Source organism: Bacillus sp. AG4(2022) (assembly GCF_031844465.1).
Lineage (GTDB): Bacteria > Bacillota > Bacilli > Bacillales > Cytobacillaceae > Bacillus_AB > Bacillus_AB infantis.
In genome coordinates this window covers 12210-26568 of the sequence record NZ_JAUZVH010000010.1, presented here as the reverse complement: position 1 = coordinate 26568, position 14359 = coordinate 12210, and the positions used below count along the sequence as shown (strand labels likewise).

The window sequence follows — 14359 nt, the reverse complement described above, 5'->3', positions numbered from 1 at the left end:
GCTTAACCGCATGGCTTTTATTAAATGGAGTATAGATCATAGTAAACTCAGCAATTGGCTGTTTTCTATTTTTCAGCAGAAGAGAGGAAAAGCATGGACCAAGCATATCGATGCCTGTCCCAAATTCAGCTAGACCGCTAAAACTGCCTGTTTTCCTCCCAGGCTGAATAAAGCCCGCTTCCGCTGCAGCCAGGGCATTCTAGTGAATTGGTATAATACACATATTCATTTGCATGGAACGCATTGAACCCGCGGCCAAAGCAGTCAGGGCATTTGTCGACCGCCCGCATCCCGGCAATCCGGTTTTCTTCCCTTGCAGCCAGCCAGTCCTGGATGGATTGTAGAAGACCCATGCTGTTCACCTCCTTTTCTTTACATATTGTTATAGCATCGGCATGTTTTTATACCTTATTTTTCTATATTATATTCAGAATATTTAGAAATGTTAAGGGATTTTTGTATTTAACATAAAAAATTACTTGTCAGCACATTCATTTTTGCCTCAATCCGAAAAAGGAGGTAGTATGCTGATAGGGATTGGATACCCAATCTTGATAATCCCTAATAGGAGGAGCTATATACCCAGCATGGCTCCTCTTTTTAGGATATCAGTTTCCTGAATGCGGTTACATGCGGCAGCCTGATACAGGTGCCGTTTTTCTTTGATCTTGGCTTTGCTGAAATACATATTAACCATAGTTTTACGATAATGAGTTCAAAACAATCTGATGCACTGATAGACCTTGTTCATAATGGTTTTTGATTAGAAAAAATTTGTGGTAATCTTATATAGAGATTTCAAAGAGAAGGGAAACACGAAAGATGATAGTGAAAACTGAAGAAGATATTAATGGAATTAAGGAGATCGGCAGCATTGTTGCAAAAATCCGAGATGAACTGATTGAGAAGACAGTGCCTGGCATTACTACAAAAGAGCTTGATGAGCATGCCGGCAGGCTTTTCGAACAATACGGGGCCATATCCGGTCCAAAGGGAGAATATGACTTTCCCGGCTACACATGCATCAGTGTAAATGAAGAGGTTGCTCACGGAATACCGGGCAGCCGCATCATCAAGGACGGTGATCTGGTCAATATAGATGTCTCGGGATCAAAGAATGGCTATTTTGCGGATACAGGCCTTTCTTTTGTGGCAGGAGACGAAGCTGATGACACCTTGAAAAAGCTTTGCAGGACAGCCCAGCTGGCATTTGATGCCGGCCTTAAAAAAATCAGGCCGGGAAAAAAGCTGAACGGAATAGGAAAAGCTGTTCATCAGACAGCTGTCAATGAAGGATTTACAGTTATCATGAACCTGACTGGCCATGGAATCGGCCGTTCACTGCATGAAAAACCTGACCATGTCCTTAATTATTTTGATTCATGGGATACAGGGCTTCTCAGGGAGGGGATGGTCATTGCGTTTGAGCCGTTCATTTCAACAGCAGCTGAGGAAGTAGTGGAGCTTGGTGATGGATGGACATACGTTACCGAAGAAAAAAGCTTTGTCGCTCAAATCGAGCATACCCTTATAGTGACCAAAGAAGGCCCGGTCATTGTTACATTATAGAAGAATAGGAAAATCCCCCGGATCATCCGGGGGATTCTTCGCGCTTAATAGGTTTCTGTGTTTACAGTAACTTCTATATTGCCTCTTGTAGCTCTGGAATAAGGGCAGACACCATGTGCCTTTTCTGTCAGCTCCTTCGCTTCCTCAAGGGATACGCCGCTGACTGCCGCATTCAAAACCACCGCAAGGGCAAGGCCGCCATCGTTTTCTTTCCCGATTGTCACTTCAGCTGTTACCTTTGATTCAATTTTCTTACGGTCCTGCCGGGCTACTAGATTAAGGGCACCATCAAAGCAGGAGGCATAGCCGGCTGCGAAAAGCTGCTCAGGATTCGTTCCATTTTCTGTTCCATTTCCGCCTAAAGACTTTGGCATGGATAGGTTAAAATCAAGATTGCCGTCATCAGTACGTACCTTCCCGCTGCGTCCGCCCTCAGCCGTTGCTTTTGCTGTGTACAATTTGTCCATGTTCCTCACTCCTGTCCATTTTCTTTCACTATATTGTTCCCTAATCACGAAAAGCGAAACCGGGGAAACATATTGAGGTTCAAAAGTGCAAGCTGAGCCTGATCATGTCCCGGCAGACTATTCCGTTTTCACAGATTTCATCAGGGTAACGTCTGGTGAAATAATCAAAATCGATTCCTGTAATCCGGAATCCATGCTTCTGATATAATCCAAGCTGCTGTACGCTTGAATTCCCTGTTCCGATTTCCAGGGTAAGGCATCCTGATGACTCTGTATGCTTAATCGCATGCTTCAATAGCTGTGTCCCAATTCCACGGCTCCGCGCGTGTTCATATACGGCCAAATTGATGATCTCTGCTGTTTTTGGCCTGGTAAGAAGAAGGATGCAGCTTCCTGCCAGATCTTCCCCCTCGTACGCTCCCCAGCAAATTCCTTTAGCTGCATAGTCCCTGACAGCTTCAGCAGAAGGATCTGCCAGCAGCAGCAAGTCCAGCGGAGGCTGTTCCAGCATTTTTATAATAGCAGCCATCTTATCACCTTTCTTTTCAGTTTATAAATGATTATAAATTCTGTTTAGCTTTCACGATTATTTGCCAAGATGATATCAGGCAGAAAGCAGGTGAGAAAGCATGGAAAAAACAGAAGTTTTTAAAATACTAATGTTAATAGAAAGCAGCTATCCATTATGCCGCTTTAGAAATGAAACGGTCGAACAGTGGTTCAGGCAATGTAATGCCCTTATATATGAAGATGTCTTCCAGCATGTTTGCGGGCATATTCGAAGCAGGCCGTACCCGCCAAGTTTTCGGGATGCGGCACGATTTACTGCAGAAGGAAAGTCTGCTGATTGGATGGAAGAGTACATACTGCCTAAAGAAATCTAAATACATCTTGCCGCTGTCATATCTAAAAATGTGTTCAGCTGCAGGAATCGCTGGTCCTTACTGCTTCCTTGAATTTGCGGCAAGCGGGGCTAGGATGACATGAAGGACGATATCTGCACAAAAATGGGACAGCATGGCCATTTCAATCCCATACTTCCAATATAAGTAGCCAAAAAGGATGCCGGGCACCATATTGAGGAGAATAGTCCGCAGCGTCACGATGAGTGATTTCCCGTATATCTGATAGCTTGCCGGAAGATGGCCTGCACCGAATAAGAAGGCAGCCAATATTATTCCAGTCCAGTAGATCCAGCCTCCACTGGACAGGAATGAAAGCATATAGACAACCAATGTCATCAGAAACAGCCTCATCAGCACTTCTTCCGATATTCCGCCGTAAAAGGAAGCAAGAAAAGCTTGTTTTCTTGTCGGTGTTTCCGCTTCCGCTTGAGGCATCTTTTTGCTGAATATCCGGTCCAGCAGCAGGATTGCCAAGGTGGATGCTGCACCGCCAAGGATACTAAGCAGCATAACAGGCCATATTGAAAAAGATATCCTCGTGCCATATAAATAATAGTCCAGCAGCGGCCATTGCAAATCTGTCTTTGGAGCCAGATAGGTGCCTGTAAATGAGGCTGCCCCCAGGAGGACTCCAGTCTGCACTGCACCAATCAGTGCAAGCACCGGGAGGGGAGGCAGCTTCTTTTTCGGCTGCTTTTCTGCCGCTTCCTGGATGCGGCCATGCAATATTTTGGTCTGATAAGGAATGACAAGTATGGCTCCAAATACCGAAGCCAGCCAAAAGATATAGAATTCTGTCATCATGAACACCTCTTAAAATTTATAAGTACAAAGATAAGACGGTTCAAAACTGAATTCGTTCATTTATTTTTAAAAATCCACAAAAAAATGAGGCTATCCTGTCCGGGACATCCTCAATGAATATCCTGCTTCTTGAATCTTCCTCCCCGAACCTCGGCAATGTCTCCGATGGCAAGGAAAACAGAAGGATCAAGCCCCTCAACTATTTCTTTCAGCTTGGCTTCTTCCAGTCTGTTAATGACACAAAATATCACTTTTTTATCATCCCCGGAATAGGCGCCTTCTCCAGAAAGATAAGTTACACCCCGCCCAAGGCGGCTGTTGATGGCATCCCCGATCTGCCTGTAGTTGTCGCTGATGACCCATACTGATTTGGATTCTTCCAGTCCTGTAATTGTAATATCAATGGTTTTGAAAGCAACAAAATAAGCAATGAGAGAATACATAGCCCGGTCCCATGTAAAGACAAACCCTGCACTTCCAAGTATGAACAGATTGATGAACATGATAATTTCCCCAACTGAAAATGGAAGTTTCTTATTGGCCAGTATGGCGAGAACCTCACTTCCATCAAGGGAGCCTCCGTACCGGATGACAATGCCGACCCCGATTCCAAGCACGATTCCCCCAAATACAGATGCCAAGAGGATATCCTGTGTGAAAGCAGGCACTGGATGAAGGAGGGCAGTTGTAATAGAAAGGATGAAAATACCGTAAAGTGTGGAAATCGCGAATGTTTTTCCGATTTGCTTGTAGCCGATAAAGAAAAAGGGGATATTGAGCAGGAAGATGATCAGTCCGAGCTTAACGCCTGTAAGATGGGACAGCATGATTGAAATGCCGACTATTCCTCCGTCAATGACCTGGTTGGGAACGAGGAAAATCTCCAGCCCGACTCCCATAAGGATTGCTCCTATCGTAATGAGGAGAGCACGTTTGAGAATTTTTCCTTTTGTCATTTTCCGGTGTGATTCTCTCAATAGAACTGCCTGCTGTCCTATTTCCAATTCCGTCACCCGCATCCCTCCTTTTCTTGCCTGGCAGCTGGCTGTACTGCCGGCAGCAGGATTATACACTCATATCTTAAACAGTATATTCAATTGTGTTCATCCTAAAACCTTTGAGCAGAATAATAAATAGTATTCTAATCGCCTGTATTTATTATATCCTCATTGGCGTAATATTCACACTATTTAACCTTTATGCTGATAACAAAAATGCCCGGCTTTTTGGCCGGGCGGGAAAATCCTTAACAGAAGGATAAGGGAGGTATTCATTTGCTTGCCCGCCTCTATATCCGTTAGCAAAGATAAAGAGGCAGGCCCATATTAAAAAGGGGAAAGCAGGCGGCCTGCAGCCACAAGATCATTGTATCGTTAAAGTATGAACAAAATATGACCCTTTTAAGACGAAGCCATGAATATGAAAAAAATATAATCTTAACTGATCCAAATTCATTTTCTTTTCGTTTTTTGCATAGAGCGGGCAGATTTGATTTACTTCCTGCACAGTACTTTCCGATATAATGATAGAGCTAACCTGAAAAGAAGGAGGAATACGATGAGCAGAAGCAATGACAGCTTGCTTTATGAAAAGATACTTCGTAAAGATAAGCAGGCACTAGAGGATTTGTATGACAAATACGAGAAAATCCTATTCTCTTTCTTATATAAAATGACAGAAGACAGAGATTTGTCAGAGGAAGCCCTTCAAGAAGTGTTCTTAAAAATCTGGCGAGGCAAGGGACATTATACCGAAGACAAAGGAAAATTCAGTTCATGGCTGTTTACAATGGCGCGCAATACAGCTATTGATATCATCCGGAAAAAGGAGAAGGGTCCTGTTCCTATTGACGAAATTCAGCCGGCCGCCAGCCTGGAAAGCTCGGCGGAAGAGCAGACAGAGTGGAAAGAAGAAAGAATGAAGGTACATAGTGCAGTCTCAAAACTGTCTGAAGACCAAAAAGGGATTATTGATCTTATTTATTTTAAAGGTTTCACACAGCAGAAAATTTCTGAATCCTGCAATATTCCACTTGGAACTGTCAAAAGCAGGGCAAGGCTGGCACTTAGGAATCTCCGAAAATTTCTTGATGCTGCGGAAGGGAGGGAGAAGGCATGAACAAAGATTATTGCGAACTATCAATTGACTACTTTAATGGCACACTCTCAGAGGAAGAAAAACAGGCATTCGAACAGCATCTGCTGACTTGCGAAGAATGCAGGGCAGAAATGGAGGATTTGAAAATGCTATCCGGCCATCTTCCCTTCCTTTCAGAGGAAGTCCAGCCTCCAAAGGGCATGAAAGACCGTATATTTAAAGAAATATTCCAAAATGAAGAAAAGCAGACAGCAGCTAAGGAAGACAAAGTTGATGAGCCGGCAGGACTGACTTCAAAACAGAAGAGAAAATGGCAGATGCCAGCATTAGCTGCGGCACTCCTTCTATCTGTCATTGGAAATGGCTATGCAGTAATAAAGCTCTCCGAGAAAGAGCCTGTACAAAGGGCGGAAGAAAAAATCTCTTCTATTGCCCTGCAGCCTGGGGAAAACTTCGACGGCAATGCTGAAGCCTATCTCATACAGGAGAGTAATGGCTTGAAAGTCATTGTTAATGCAGAAGGGCTAGAACAGACTGAAGGAGAACAGGTATACCAGGTGTGGCTGATTAATGGCGGCAATCCTGTTCCAGCAGGTTCATTTGTACCAGACAGCACCAGTAAAGGTACAGCCTTTTATCAAGCAGCAGACAGCAGCAGTGAAAACTGGGATACCATAGCAGTGACATTGGAGCCAAGAGCAGGCAACTCCCTGCCAGAGGGGCAGATCGTCTTAAGCTCTGAATTATAGCAATAAAAGGCCGGCTTTCCGAATAGGGAGCCGGCTTTCTTTATATGCCGGTGGGCAGGTTGAAGCATCCGGCTTCTTAGATAGAAATGAAGTGTAAATGGCTCTATAAAAACTTCCTGCATGTTTTCATATTGAGAAAATATTAAAAAATGTCTCTATAATGTGATCCAAAAGAAAATCCGCTGCGTTTAGTAGATGTAATCAAAAAAATAACTTATGAAAAGGAGAGTGCATCACATGAATTTGAAACAAAACCTGAAAAAAATGATTATTCCTGTACTGGGGCTTTCACTTTTATTCCCTTCTGCAGGATCTGCCGCAGAACAGACCCCAACGGTAAAAACACCAGCAGCCGATCTAAGGGCAGCACTTGATCAGCTTTTATCAGAGCATTATATCCTTGCCGTTTCGTCCATGACCAAATCCTTTGAAGGTGCCACGGATGCGGAAGCACTTACGAAAGCGCTGGACCAGAATGCACTCGACATGACACCGGCAATTGCCTCCATATACGGTGAGGAAGGAGCTGCTGAGTTTGAAAGGATTTTCCGGGGACATAACGGCTATGCAGACACCTTCGTGCAAGCAGCAAAGAATGATGATGAAGCTGCCAGACAGGAAGCAGAAAAGGAAGTGGAAGAATTTGTTGAGGAATTTTCCACCTTCCTAGGCAAGGCAACAGAAGGGAAGCTGCCGGCAGAAGCCGCTGCAAAAGCAGTCAGCCTCCACGAAGACCAAGTCATTCAAACCTTTGATCATTATGTTGAGGGTGAATACGAGGAAGCATACAAAAGCTTCCGTGAAGGGTACAAGCATATGTTCTCCATCAGCAAAGCACTTTCATCAGCCATCACAGCTCAAATGCCGGAAAAGTTTGCAAATTTGTCTTCTGACACGCCAGCGGCCGATTTGAGGTCAGCCCTTAATAGCCTCGCTTCCGAACACTTTGCATTGGCAGTCATGGGATTGGAAAAAGGATATACTCAGTCAGAGGATTATGATTTCATCACTTGGGCAGAAAATGCCAACACTGCAGACTTCAAGGCGGCCATAGGCAGCATTTACGGTGAAGCTGGTGCACAGCAGTTTGAAAAAGTTTGGCAGACTGACCACATTAATGCCCAGGGCAAAATTGCAGCAGCAGAGCTTGAAGGAGATAAAGAAGCTGCCGAAGCAGCCAGGGCACAGCTTGACCAATTTGCAAAAGATTTCGGCGGATTCCTCGGTGCGGCAACAGACGGCAATCTTCCTGCAGCTGACGCTGAAGCGGCTGTAAAAGCCCATGAAAACCAGGTCCTCATGGCTTTTGACCAATATAAAGCCGGCAATTATGAGGAGTCAGCAGGAACTTTCCGTGAAGGATTTGCTGCTATGTTCACGATCGGGGAAGTACTGGGAAATGCAATTGTTACACAAATGCCTGAAAAATTTGCTGAAGCAGCCATGCCGGAAACTATGCCCAAGACAGGCTTGGGCGGAGCAAGCAATCCTGCAGATGCAGCCACAATTTTATGGAGTGTACTCGGTGTGATGCTTGCAGCAGGAGGAGTATTTTCTCTTAGAAAAAAAGCAGTAAAATAATTGCAGCAAAATTGGGAAGTTCGCTGGCCTCTTCCCGGTTTTGATTTAACCGCGACGCTGGGAGGTGAAGCCATGAAAAAACCAGCCGTATTGCTTGCCGGCAGCCTGATCTGTTTTATCATCGGAGGCTTTAGCTATAAGGACAGCAATGAATTAGAGGATCCCCCCATAATTAAACAAAAGCAGGAGCTGGAACTAAAAAAGTCACAAATTAAAAACGAATTCCATTCAGTAGATATAAAGATTCAAACCAAGGAAGAAGAGAATTTGAAAGGGATAGAACCAGCAGCAATAAAAATCCCTTCTCTGGGAATCGAGGCCCCGGTCGGCAAGGTAGGCGTCCTGGAGAATGGCGCAATGGGGGTTCCTGATGACAACGAATCCGCCGGATGGTTCGAACCGGGAATAAAACCTGGAGAAAAAGGAAGCAGTGTCATAGCTGGGCATGTAGACAGTAAAGCAGGACCCGCAGTTTTTTTCTATTTAAAAGATCTTGTAAAAGGGGATGCAGTGATTGTAACAGCACAGGATGGACTAAGCTATACGTTTGAGGTTCAGCAATTAAAAAGCTATCCTTATGACCGCGCACCCATCAGCGAAGTGTTTGGTCCTTCAGACGAACGGAGGCTTAACCTTATAACGTGCACAGGTACTTACAATCGTAAAACAAACACGCATGAAGAAAGGCTTGTTGTTTACACAGTACTTAAGTCAGGACAGGAAGACAAAGCAGAAACCTTGGTAGTACCGCCACCGCCTGAACATGTAAAAATAAGCGGGGGCCTGCTTACCTGGCATGCAGTCAGAAGCGGTGAGATTTCAGGATACCGCATTTACAGCAGCACAGAAAATGGAGACTTCATCCATGCAGCCAGTATTTCATCTCATGAAAGAAAGAGCATGGTTATTGATAATGAAGAAGCAACATCCTTCTATATCACAGCAGTCAGCTCATCCGGCAATGAATCTAAACCATCTGAGATTGTCACAAAATAGTATCCATTCAGTATATTTGCTGAGATTATATTAATGAGGAAGATCAATACTTTCTTTTCCGATGTTAGTTTTTCAGCGAATCAGGGAATAAATGAACGAAAGATTTTATTCCTGGGAGAGATTATAATGGCAGAAACAGCAGAGAAAAACCTGTCTGAGCGCTTTGAAGCTGCGTTCAATCGTATTCACAAAGCATTGAAGCAATCAGTTAAAAACGCGCGCACTGACAAATTCCATAAGCTGGTCGATTTGGGGAAAAGCCATTCACTTGTAAGAAGTTACGAGGTTGATCTTTTCCAATTCGCCAAGCTGAGAAACGCAATCGTCCATGAAAAAATAGATCTTGGCTATTATATTGCAGAGCCCCATCTGGAAACAGTTGAAAAGATCGAAAAGATTGCCGATTATTTTGAAAAGCCTAAAACTGCAATCTCGGTAGCAGCCAAGCCGGTCTTTTATTTTTATGAAGAAGGGAAGCTTTCAGATGTGCTTTCGGTTATCAATAGTTTCTCGCATTCACAATTCCCAATTTATAACGAAAAAGAAGAATACAGCTGGCTCCTTACTTCAGCAGAAATCGTAAAATGGATGTCTGAGCATTTCTCTGAGGATACTGTCAGCCTTAAGGAAGTGAAAATCAAGGAACTCTATAACAAGAAATTCAAGCATCAAATCGCCTTTGCTCCAGCAGATTTAGATATCTTTGAAATTGAAAATATGTTCGAGGACCATCATGCAAAGAATGAAAAGCTGGAAGGGATCATTGTTACAGAGCATGGCGGATATAATGAAAAACCGCAAGGCTTCATTACTTCCTGGGACCTCCTTGAAGTGGATTCATTTGAATGAGGAAAGAACGGGCTCCTAAATAGCCCGTTCTTTATTTTCGTAAAATTTAGTACCAGATACTAATAATTGGTGTTAAAATAATGATAAATCTTGTCAACAAGGGAGGGTCAGCATGATGTATAATTTTTTTGCCCGGCTGGCTAATGCAGTTTTTAAATCAAGAGGGAAGTTCATTATAGAAGGGAAGGAAAATCTGCCGGATGAAAAAGGGTATGTAATTGCCTGTACACACAGGAGCTGGGTCGATGTAGTTGCACTTGGTGCAGGAGTTTTCCCGGAGCAGATTCACTTCATGGCAAAAAAAGAACTGTTTGAAAAGAGTTTGGCAGGCAAGTTCTTGACAAGCATCAATGCTTTTCCTGTTAATAGGGAAAACCCTGGCACAAGCACACTGAAGATTCCTCTCCAGCTTCTGAGAAAGGGGAAGACAGTCGGGATTTTTCCATCAGGCACAAGGTCGAGCGAGGAGGCATCCCTGAAAAGGGGGGCTGTCACAATTGCAAGCATGGCAAAGACGGTGATCGTGCCTGCTGCCTTTTATGGACCTGAAAGCGTCAAAGCACTGCTGTCAGGCAAGCCTATCCTGCTTAAAATCGGACAGCCTATCGACCTGAGCAGCGGCAAAAAAGATAAAGATGAACTGTCGCAAATTACGATGCAGCTCTCTGAAACGATGCTGGCTTTGGAAGAAGAGCTGAAATCCAATAAAATAAGCAGCCGGAAATAGTTTCCGGCTGCAATTCAATTTACTATTCCAAGCTCTTTCAGCCCATTAAAAATGCCGGAATCTGACACTGTGGTCGTCTTTTTGTCTGCATACTCCAACAGGTCAGGATGTGAATTGCCCATTGCGATTCCTACACCGGCATATTTCAGCATTTCTTTATCATTCATTCCGTCGCCAAAAGCAATCGAGGCCTCCCGGGGGATGCCAAGCTCTTTCATGACGACCTCCAGGGCATAACCTTTATTGACTGTATCGCGGATCACGTCATAACAGTCGCGCATTCCATCTACATTAACCTGGGAAAGGTGAATTCCATTCCTTTCATAAAGATGCTGTTCTCCTTCTTTAAGAGAGAGGACTGTCATTCCAAGAATCTGATCGAAGTGCTCAGGCTTGATCAGTGCGTTTTTGTTAAGATGGAACTTGGCAAGGAAGTCTTTCATTTTACCGGCATCTTTGTCGGTCAATAAGTTTTGTTCACTCGAATAAAGCACTGCTTGATGATTATACTCTATTGCCGTCTGCAAATACTCTTCAATCACTGGCCGGTCCATCGGCTTATCCAGGACCGTTTTGCCTTTGTGGACGGCAAAGGCCCCATTATATCCGATAAAAGAGGAAATGTTCAGCTCTTTTCCGATTTCTGCTATTTCATGCAATGGCCTGCCGGTGGCAAGGAACACTTCGATGCCTTTTTCTTTTGCCTGTGCGACTGCATGCCTGGTCGATTCCTGTATGGTATCATCAGGACGAAGAATGGTGCCGTCAATATCCAAAAAAATAATTTGATAAGCTGTCATGTCAATACTCCTTGCGGCTGGTTATTTAAAGGGGATTCTAGCACAAAAAAGGGGAGAAATCCATTTTTCCGGCATAAAACAAAAAGCGCCGGATTCTGCCGGCGCTTTCTGCTCCTTACCGTATTATCATATAGCGGCCATAGAACTGCGGACCCTTTGACCGGTAAGCAAAATTGATCTTTCTCTCAATGCCAAACGATAAACGAGAAGTCGCTGTTAACCGAATCATCGATACCAGTCCCTCCTGATTAGTTTTGGCCTTGCCTCGATGTCACGGAGGATGGGGATTAAAAGGCAAAGACAGCTTCGTAATAGCCATTAACGAGAAAAAGCGCCAATTCCCTGAATAGGCGCTTTTTCTCAATCCTCCAAAAGGATCATGGAAACCAGACATCAAAGCCGAATCGATGTTTACGTATATCGATTCAGGACAAGTGTCCCAATTGACCTGTCTGTAAAAGTTTCCTCTTGTGCAGCGCCAAATACCAATTTTGAAGTCGCTGTTCTGCGATCCATCGCTTCCAGTCCCTCCTTTAATATTTTGGCTTGCATCATTTATATACCACGTGTCTCATGCATCAAACATTTTTATTAAGAAAAAGAGAATCAATCTTTTATAGACTCATATATTTATGGTAGAATAAAACCTGTCATTTTCGACAACTGCATAAAAATCCGTTCTTGAAACGGTAGAGGTTCTAGCTACCCTCTCAAAAAAACTAAGGAAAACAGCACCGCTTTCTTAGTGGTGCTGTTTTTCTGTTAAAGGAGATCAAACCATGAAAAACGAAAAAGCAATCGTCGTCTTCAGCGGCGGCCAGGACAGCACGACCTGCCTTTTTTGGGCTAAGAAGAACTTCAAAGAGGTGGAGGCAGTCACCTTTGATTACGGCCAAAGGCATATTGCCGAGCTCGAATGCGCCAGAAAAATTGCCGCTGACCTAGCTATCCAGCATCATGTCCTTGACATGAGCCTTTTAAATCAGCTGGCTCCTAATGCTTTGACAAGGAAGGATATCAAGGTAGAGGAGAAGGAGGGGGAGCTTCCTTCAACCTTCGTCCCAGGCCGGAACCTGCTGTTTTTATCTTTTGCAGGGGTGCTTGCCAGCCAGGTTGCAGCGAAGCATATCATTACAGGCGTATGCGAAACAGATTTCAGCGGCTATCCCGACTGCCGCGACCAGTTTGTTAAATCGCTTAATGTCACATTGAATCTTTCAATGGATAGCCAATTTGTCATTCACACACCGCTCATGTGGCTGAATAAGGCGGAAACATGGAAGCTGGCTGACGAGCTGGGGGCGCTTGAATATGTAAGAAAGCAGACTCTGACTTGCTATGAGGGTGTTATCGCTGACGGCTGCGGGGAATGTCCTGCCTGCAGGCTGCGCAAGCGCGGATTGGAAGACTATCTTGCTGAAAGGCAGGGAGTCTGATATGTATGGCTTCCGGATCGTCGACAAGCTTCAGAAGATAAATGAAGATATAAAGCAAAACCAGCTAAAATATCATAGAAAAAGAGTATTAGTAAGCAAGGAATTCACTTTTGATGCTGCCCATCATCTCCATTGCTATGAAGGCAAATGTAAAAACCTTCACGGGCATACCTACAAGGTCATCTTCGGAATCAGCGGGTATGTGGATGAAATTGGCCTTTTGATAGACTTTGGAGATATTAAAGAAATATGGAAAAAACAAATTGAAGTCCACCTTGACCATAAATATCTGAATGAAACACTTCCTCCGATGAACACCACAGCTGAAAATATGGTTGTCTGGATTTATGAGCAAATGTCTGCCTGCCTAAAGGATTACTCGCCGCAGCAGGATGCAAAGGTCGAATTCGTGAGATTGTTTGAAACTCCGACCAGTTATGCAGAGGCGAGGAGGGAGTGGATGGAGAATGAGTAAGATTCCAGTCATGGAGATTTTCGGGCCTACCATCCAGGGTGAGGGGATGGTCATCGGCCAGAAGACAATGTTCGTCAGGACCGCCGGGTGCGACTATTCATGCTCGTGGTGTGATTCTTCCTTCACTTGGGATGGAACAGGCAAGGAGCTGATCAGACAGATGGATGCAGAAGAAATCTGGAATGAACTTAAGGCAATCGGCGGGGAAGGCTTCTCATTCGTCACGATCTCCGGCGGCAATCCTGCCCTCCTTAAAAATCTCGACAAACTGATTAGCCTGTTAAAAAAAGAAAATATTCAACTCTGTCTGGAAACACAGGGCAGCCGCTGGCAGGACTGGTTCTATTCCATAGATCAGCTGACAATCTCGCCAAAGCCGCCAAGCTCTGGCATGATAACAGACTTCGAAATTCTTGATGATATTTTTGAAAGACTGGCAGATCGCTTTACACACCAGGTGAGCTTGAAGGTGGTTATTTTTGACGAGAATGATTTTGAATACAGCAAAAAGGTAATGAAGCGATATCCAGGAATTCCACTTTACCTGCAGGCAGGCAACGAACATTTGTCTGCTGCAAATAATGACGAATTCCTGAGCCAGCAGCTGAAGAAATACAGCTGGCTGATCGAAAAAGCAATGCTTGAAGAAGAAATGAAAGAAGTCAGGGTTCTGCCCCAGCTGCATACATTTGTGTGGGGGAATATGAGAGGGGTATGATTGGTGCGGTTATAGTACAGCCGTAATCGGCTAGAAGTATTGAGAAAAAATAACAGAGAACAGTTGATGGCAGTGCAAGGCACGTAGACTCCAGCGGGAGATAGCGGCAAGGCTGAGACCCCGCATGAGCGGAGCGAAGAGGGCTCAGCGCCGCCCCGCGGAAAGCGAAGTGCCTGGAACGGAAAT

17 protein-coding genes and 1 riboswitch are annotated in these 14359 nt (G+C 44.3%); of the genes, 11 read left to right on the top strand and 6 right to left on the bottom strand.

Going from position 1 to position 14359, the window contains the following annotated elements:
- Positions 1–137: 137 nt before the first annotated feature.
- Complete coding sequence (locus Q9R36_RS22370) at positions 138–353, bottom strand: methionine aminopeptidase (protein WP_311225880.1); 216 nt, start codon at positions 351–353, stop codon at positions 138–140.
- A 469-nt stretch (positions 354–822) separates the two neighbouring features.
- On the opposite strand from Q9R36_RS22370, the gene map reads away from it, so the two are divergent.
- Positions 823–1569, top strand: a complete 747-nt coding sequence (gene map / locus Q9R36_RS22365; RefSeq protein ID WP_009793665.1) for a type I methionyl aminopeptidase — start codon at positions 823–825, stop codon at positions 1567–1569.
- A gap of 44 nt (positions 1570–1613) precedes the next feature.
- Here map and Q9R36_RS22360 read toward each other — a convergent pair whose 3' ends face one another.
- Complete coding sequence (locus Q9R36_RS22360; RefSeq protein ID WP_009793666.1) at positions 1614–2036, bottom strand: organic hydroperoxide resistance protein; 423 nt, start codon at positions 2034–2036, stop codon at positions 1614–1616.
- 79 nt (positions 2037–2115) lie between these two features.
- Positions 2116–2565: a GNAT family N-acetyltransferase gene (locus Q9R36_RS22355; protein ID WP_129612775.1), complete on the bottom strand. Its 450-nt coding sequence runs from the start codon at positions 2563–2565 to the stop codon at positions 2116–2118.
- A 100-nt stretch (positions 2566–2665) separates the two neighbouring features.
- Between Q9R36_RS22355 and Q9R36_RS22350 the strand changes: the two genes are divergently transcribed.
- Positions 2666–2920, top strand: a complete 255-nt coding sequence (locus tag Q9R36_RS22350; RefSeq protein ID WP_311225879.1) for a hypothetical protein — start codon at positions 2666–2668, stop codon at positions 2918–2920.
- Positions 2921–2977: 57 nt separating this feature from the next.
- Here Q9R36_RS22350 and Q9R36_RS22345 read toward each other — a convergent pair whose 3' ends face one another.
- Together Q9R36_RS22345 and Q9R36_RS22340 are read right to left on the bottom strand one after the other, a co-directional pair.
- On the bottom strand, positions 2978–3745 hold the full coding sequence (locus Q9R36_RS22345) for a CPBP family intramembrane glutamic endopeptidase (protein WP_311225878.1): 768 nt from the start codon (positions 3743–3745) through the stop codon (positions 2978–2980).
- Positions 3746–3855: 110 nt separating this feature from the next.
- Complete coding sequence (locus tag Q9R36_RS22340; RefSeq protein WP_396137134.1) at positions 3856–4701, bottom strand: YitT family protein; 846 nt, start codon at positions 4699–4701, stop codon at positions 3856–3858.
- Positions 4702–5302: 601 nt separating this feature from the next.
- Between Q9R36_RS22340 and Q9R36_RS22335 the strand changes: the two genes are divergently transcribed.
- The 6 genes from Q9R36_RS22335 (at position 5303) to Q9R36_RS22310 (ending at position 10744) form a co-directional block, all read left to right on the top strand.
- On the top strand, positions 5303–5863 hold the full coding sequence (locus Q9R36_RS22335; protein ID WP_009793671.1) for an RNA polymerase sigma factor: 561 nt from the start codon (positions 5303–5305) through the stop codon (positions 5861–5863).
- A complete protein-coding gene (locus Q9R36_RS22330; protein ID WP_009793672.1) occupies positions 5860–6591 on the top strand; it encodes an anti-sigma factor in 732 nt (243 codons plus the stop codon). Before Q9R36_RS22335 ends, Q9R36_RS22330 begins: the two co-directional genes overlap by 4 nt.
- Positions 6592–6828: 237 nt before the next feature.
- On the top strand, positions 6829–8172 hold the full coding sequence (locus Q9R36_RS22325; protein ID WP_205651820.1) for a copper amine oxidase: 1344 nt from the start codon (positions 6829–6831) through the stop codon (positions 8170–8172).
- A gap of 72 nt (positions 8173–8244) precedes the next feature.
- Positions 8245–9168 (top strand): class F sortase, encoded by a 924-nt coding sequence (locus Q9R36_RS22320; protein ID WP_022543895.1) that lies wholly within the window; start codon positions 8245–8247, stop codon positions 9166–9168.
- Positions 9169–9294: 126 nt separating this feature from the next.
- The gene (locus Q9R36_RS22315; RefSeq protein WP_022543894.1) at positions 9295–10017 is read left to right on the top strand and encodes a CBS domain-containing protein; all 723 of its coding nucleotides are present in this window, start codon (positions 9295–9297) and stop codon (positions 10015–10017) included.
- 115 nt (positions 10018–10132) lie between these two features.
- Positions 10133–10744 carry a lysophospholipid acyltransferase family protein gene (locus Q9R36_RS22310; RefSeq protein WP_035402537.1) on the top strand — a complete coding sequence of 204 codons (612 nt, stop codon included), beginning with the start codon at positions 10133–10135 and terminating at the stop codon, positions 10742–10744.
- Positions 10745–10758: 14 nt separating this feature from the next.
- On the opposite strand, the gene Q9R36_RS22305 is transcribed toward Q9R36_RS22310, so the two are convergent.
- A complete protein-coding gene (locus Q9R36_RS22305) occupies positions 10759–11544 on the bottom strand; it encodes an HAD family hydrolase (RefSeq protein WP_101547811.1) in 786 nt (261 codons plus the stop codon).
- Between the two features lie 686 nt (positions 11545–12230).
- Positions 12231–12273, top strand: a riboswitch (PreQ1 riboswitch).
- 50 nt (positions 12274–12323) lie between these two features.
- Here Q9R36_RS22305 and queC point away from each other — a divergent pair.
- Genes queC through queE form a run of 3 tightly spaced genes read left to right on the top strand, consistent with a single transcriptional unit; the run spans position 12324 to position 14173 of the window.
- Complete coding sequence (queC, locus tag Q9R36_RS22300) at positions 12324–12980, top strand: 7-cyano-7-deazaguanine synthase QueC (RefSeq protein ID WP_094769500.1); 657 nt, start codon at positions 12324–12326, stop codon at positions 12978–12980.
- A gap of 1 nt (position 12981) precedes the next feature.
- Positions 12982–13455: a 6-carboxytetrahydropterin synthase QueD gene (gene queD / locus Q9R36_RS22295; RefSeq protein ID WP_009793681.1), complete on the top strand. Its 474-nt coding sequence runs from the start codon at positions 12982–12984 to the stop codon at positions 13453–13455.
- Complete coding sequence (queE, locus tag Q9R36_RS22290; RefSeq protein ID WP_009793682.1) at positions 13448–14173, top strand: 7-carboxy-7-deazaguanine synthase QueE; 726 nt, start codon at positions 13448–13450, stop codon at positions 14171–14173. The genes queD and queE overlap by 8 nt, the downstream gene beginning before the upstream one ends.
- Positions 14174–14359: the final 186 nt, after the last annotated feature.

What these genes read in the sequence shown, in the direction of transcription:
- Q9R36_RS22370 (WP_311225880.1), bottom strand. Translation starts at nt 353, where the DNA reads ATGGGTCTTCTACAATCCATCCAGGACTGGCTGGCTGCAAGGGAAGAA.
- map (WP_009793665.1), top strand. Translation starts at nt 823, where the DNA reads ATGATAGTGAAAACTGAAGAAGATATTAATGGAATTAAGGAGATCGGC.
- Q9R36_RS22360 (WP_009793666.1), bottom strand. Translation starts at nt 2,036, where the DNA reads ATGGACAAATTGTACACAGCAAAAGCAACGGCTGAGGGCGGACGCAGC.
- Q9R36_RS22355 (WP_129612775.1), bottom strand. Translation starts at nt 2,565, where the DNA reads ATGGCTGCTATTATAAAAATGCTGGAACAGCCTCCGCTGGACTTGCTG.
- Q9R36_RS22350 (WP_311225879.1), top strand. Translation starts at nt 2,666, where the DNA reads ATGGAAAAAACAGAAGTTTTTAAAATACTAATGTTAATAGAAAGCAGC.
- Q9R36_RS22345 (WP_311225878.1), bottom strand. Translation starts at nt 3,745, where the DNA reads ATGATGACAGAATTCTATATCTTTTGGCTGGCTTCGGTATTTGGAGCC.
- Q9R36_RS22340 (WP_396137134.1), bottom strand. Translation starts at nt 4,701, where the DNA reads ATGACAAAAGGAAAAATTCTCAAACGTGCTCTCCTCATTACGATAGGA.
- Q9R36_RS22335 (WP_009793671.1), top strand. Translation starts at nt 5,303, where the DNA reads ATGAGCAGAAGCAATGACAGCTTGCTTTATGAAAAGATACTTCGTAAA.
- Q9R36_RS22330 (WP_009793672.1), top strand. Translation starts at nt 5,860, where the DNA reads ATGAACAAAGATTATTGCGAACTATCAATTGACTACTTTAATGGCACA.
- Q9R36_RS22325 (WP_205651820.1), top strand. Translation starts at nt 6,829, where the DNA reads ATGAATTTGAAACAAAACCTGAAAAAAATGATTATTCCTGTACTGGGG.
- Q9R36_RS22320 (WP_022543895.1), top strand. Translation starts at nt 8,245, where the DNA reads ATGAAAAAACCAGCCGTATTGCTTGCCGGCAGCCTGATCTGTTTTATC.
- Q9R36_RS22315 (WP_022543894.1), top strand. Translation starts at nt 9,295, where the DNA reads ATGGCAGAAACAGCAGAGAAAAACCTGTCTGAGCGCTTTGAAGCTGCG.
- Q9R36_RS22310 (WP_035402537.1), top strand. Translation starts at nt 10,133, where the DNA reads ATGTATAATTTTTTTGCCCGGCTGGCTAATGCAGTTTTTAAATCAAGA.
- Q9R36_RS22305 (WP_101547811.1), bottom strand. Translation starts at nt 11,544, where the DNA reads ATGACAGCTTATCAAATTATTTTTTTGGATATTGACGGCACCATTCTT.
- queC (WP_094769500.1), top strand. Translation starts at nt 12,324, where the DNA reads ATGAAAAACGAAAAAGCAATCGTCGTCTTCAGCGGCGGCCAGGACAGC.
- queD (WP_009793681.1), top strand. Translation starts at nt 12,982, where the DNA reads ATGTATGGCTTCCGGATCGTCGACAAGCTTCAGAAGATAAATGAAGAT.
- queE (WP_009793682.1), top strand. Translation starts at nt 13,448, where the DNA reads ATGAGTAAGATTCCAGTCATGGAGATTTTCGGGCCTACCATCCAGGGT.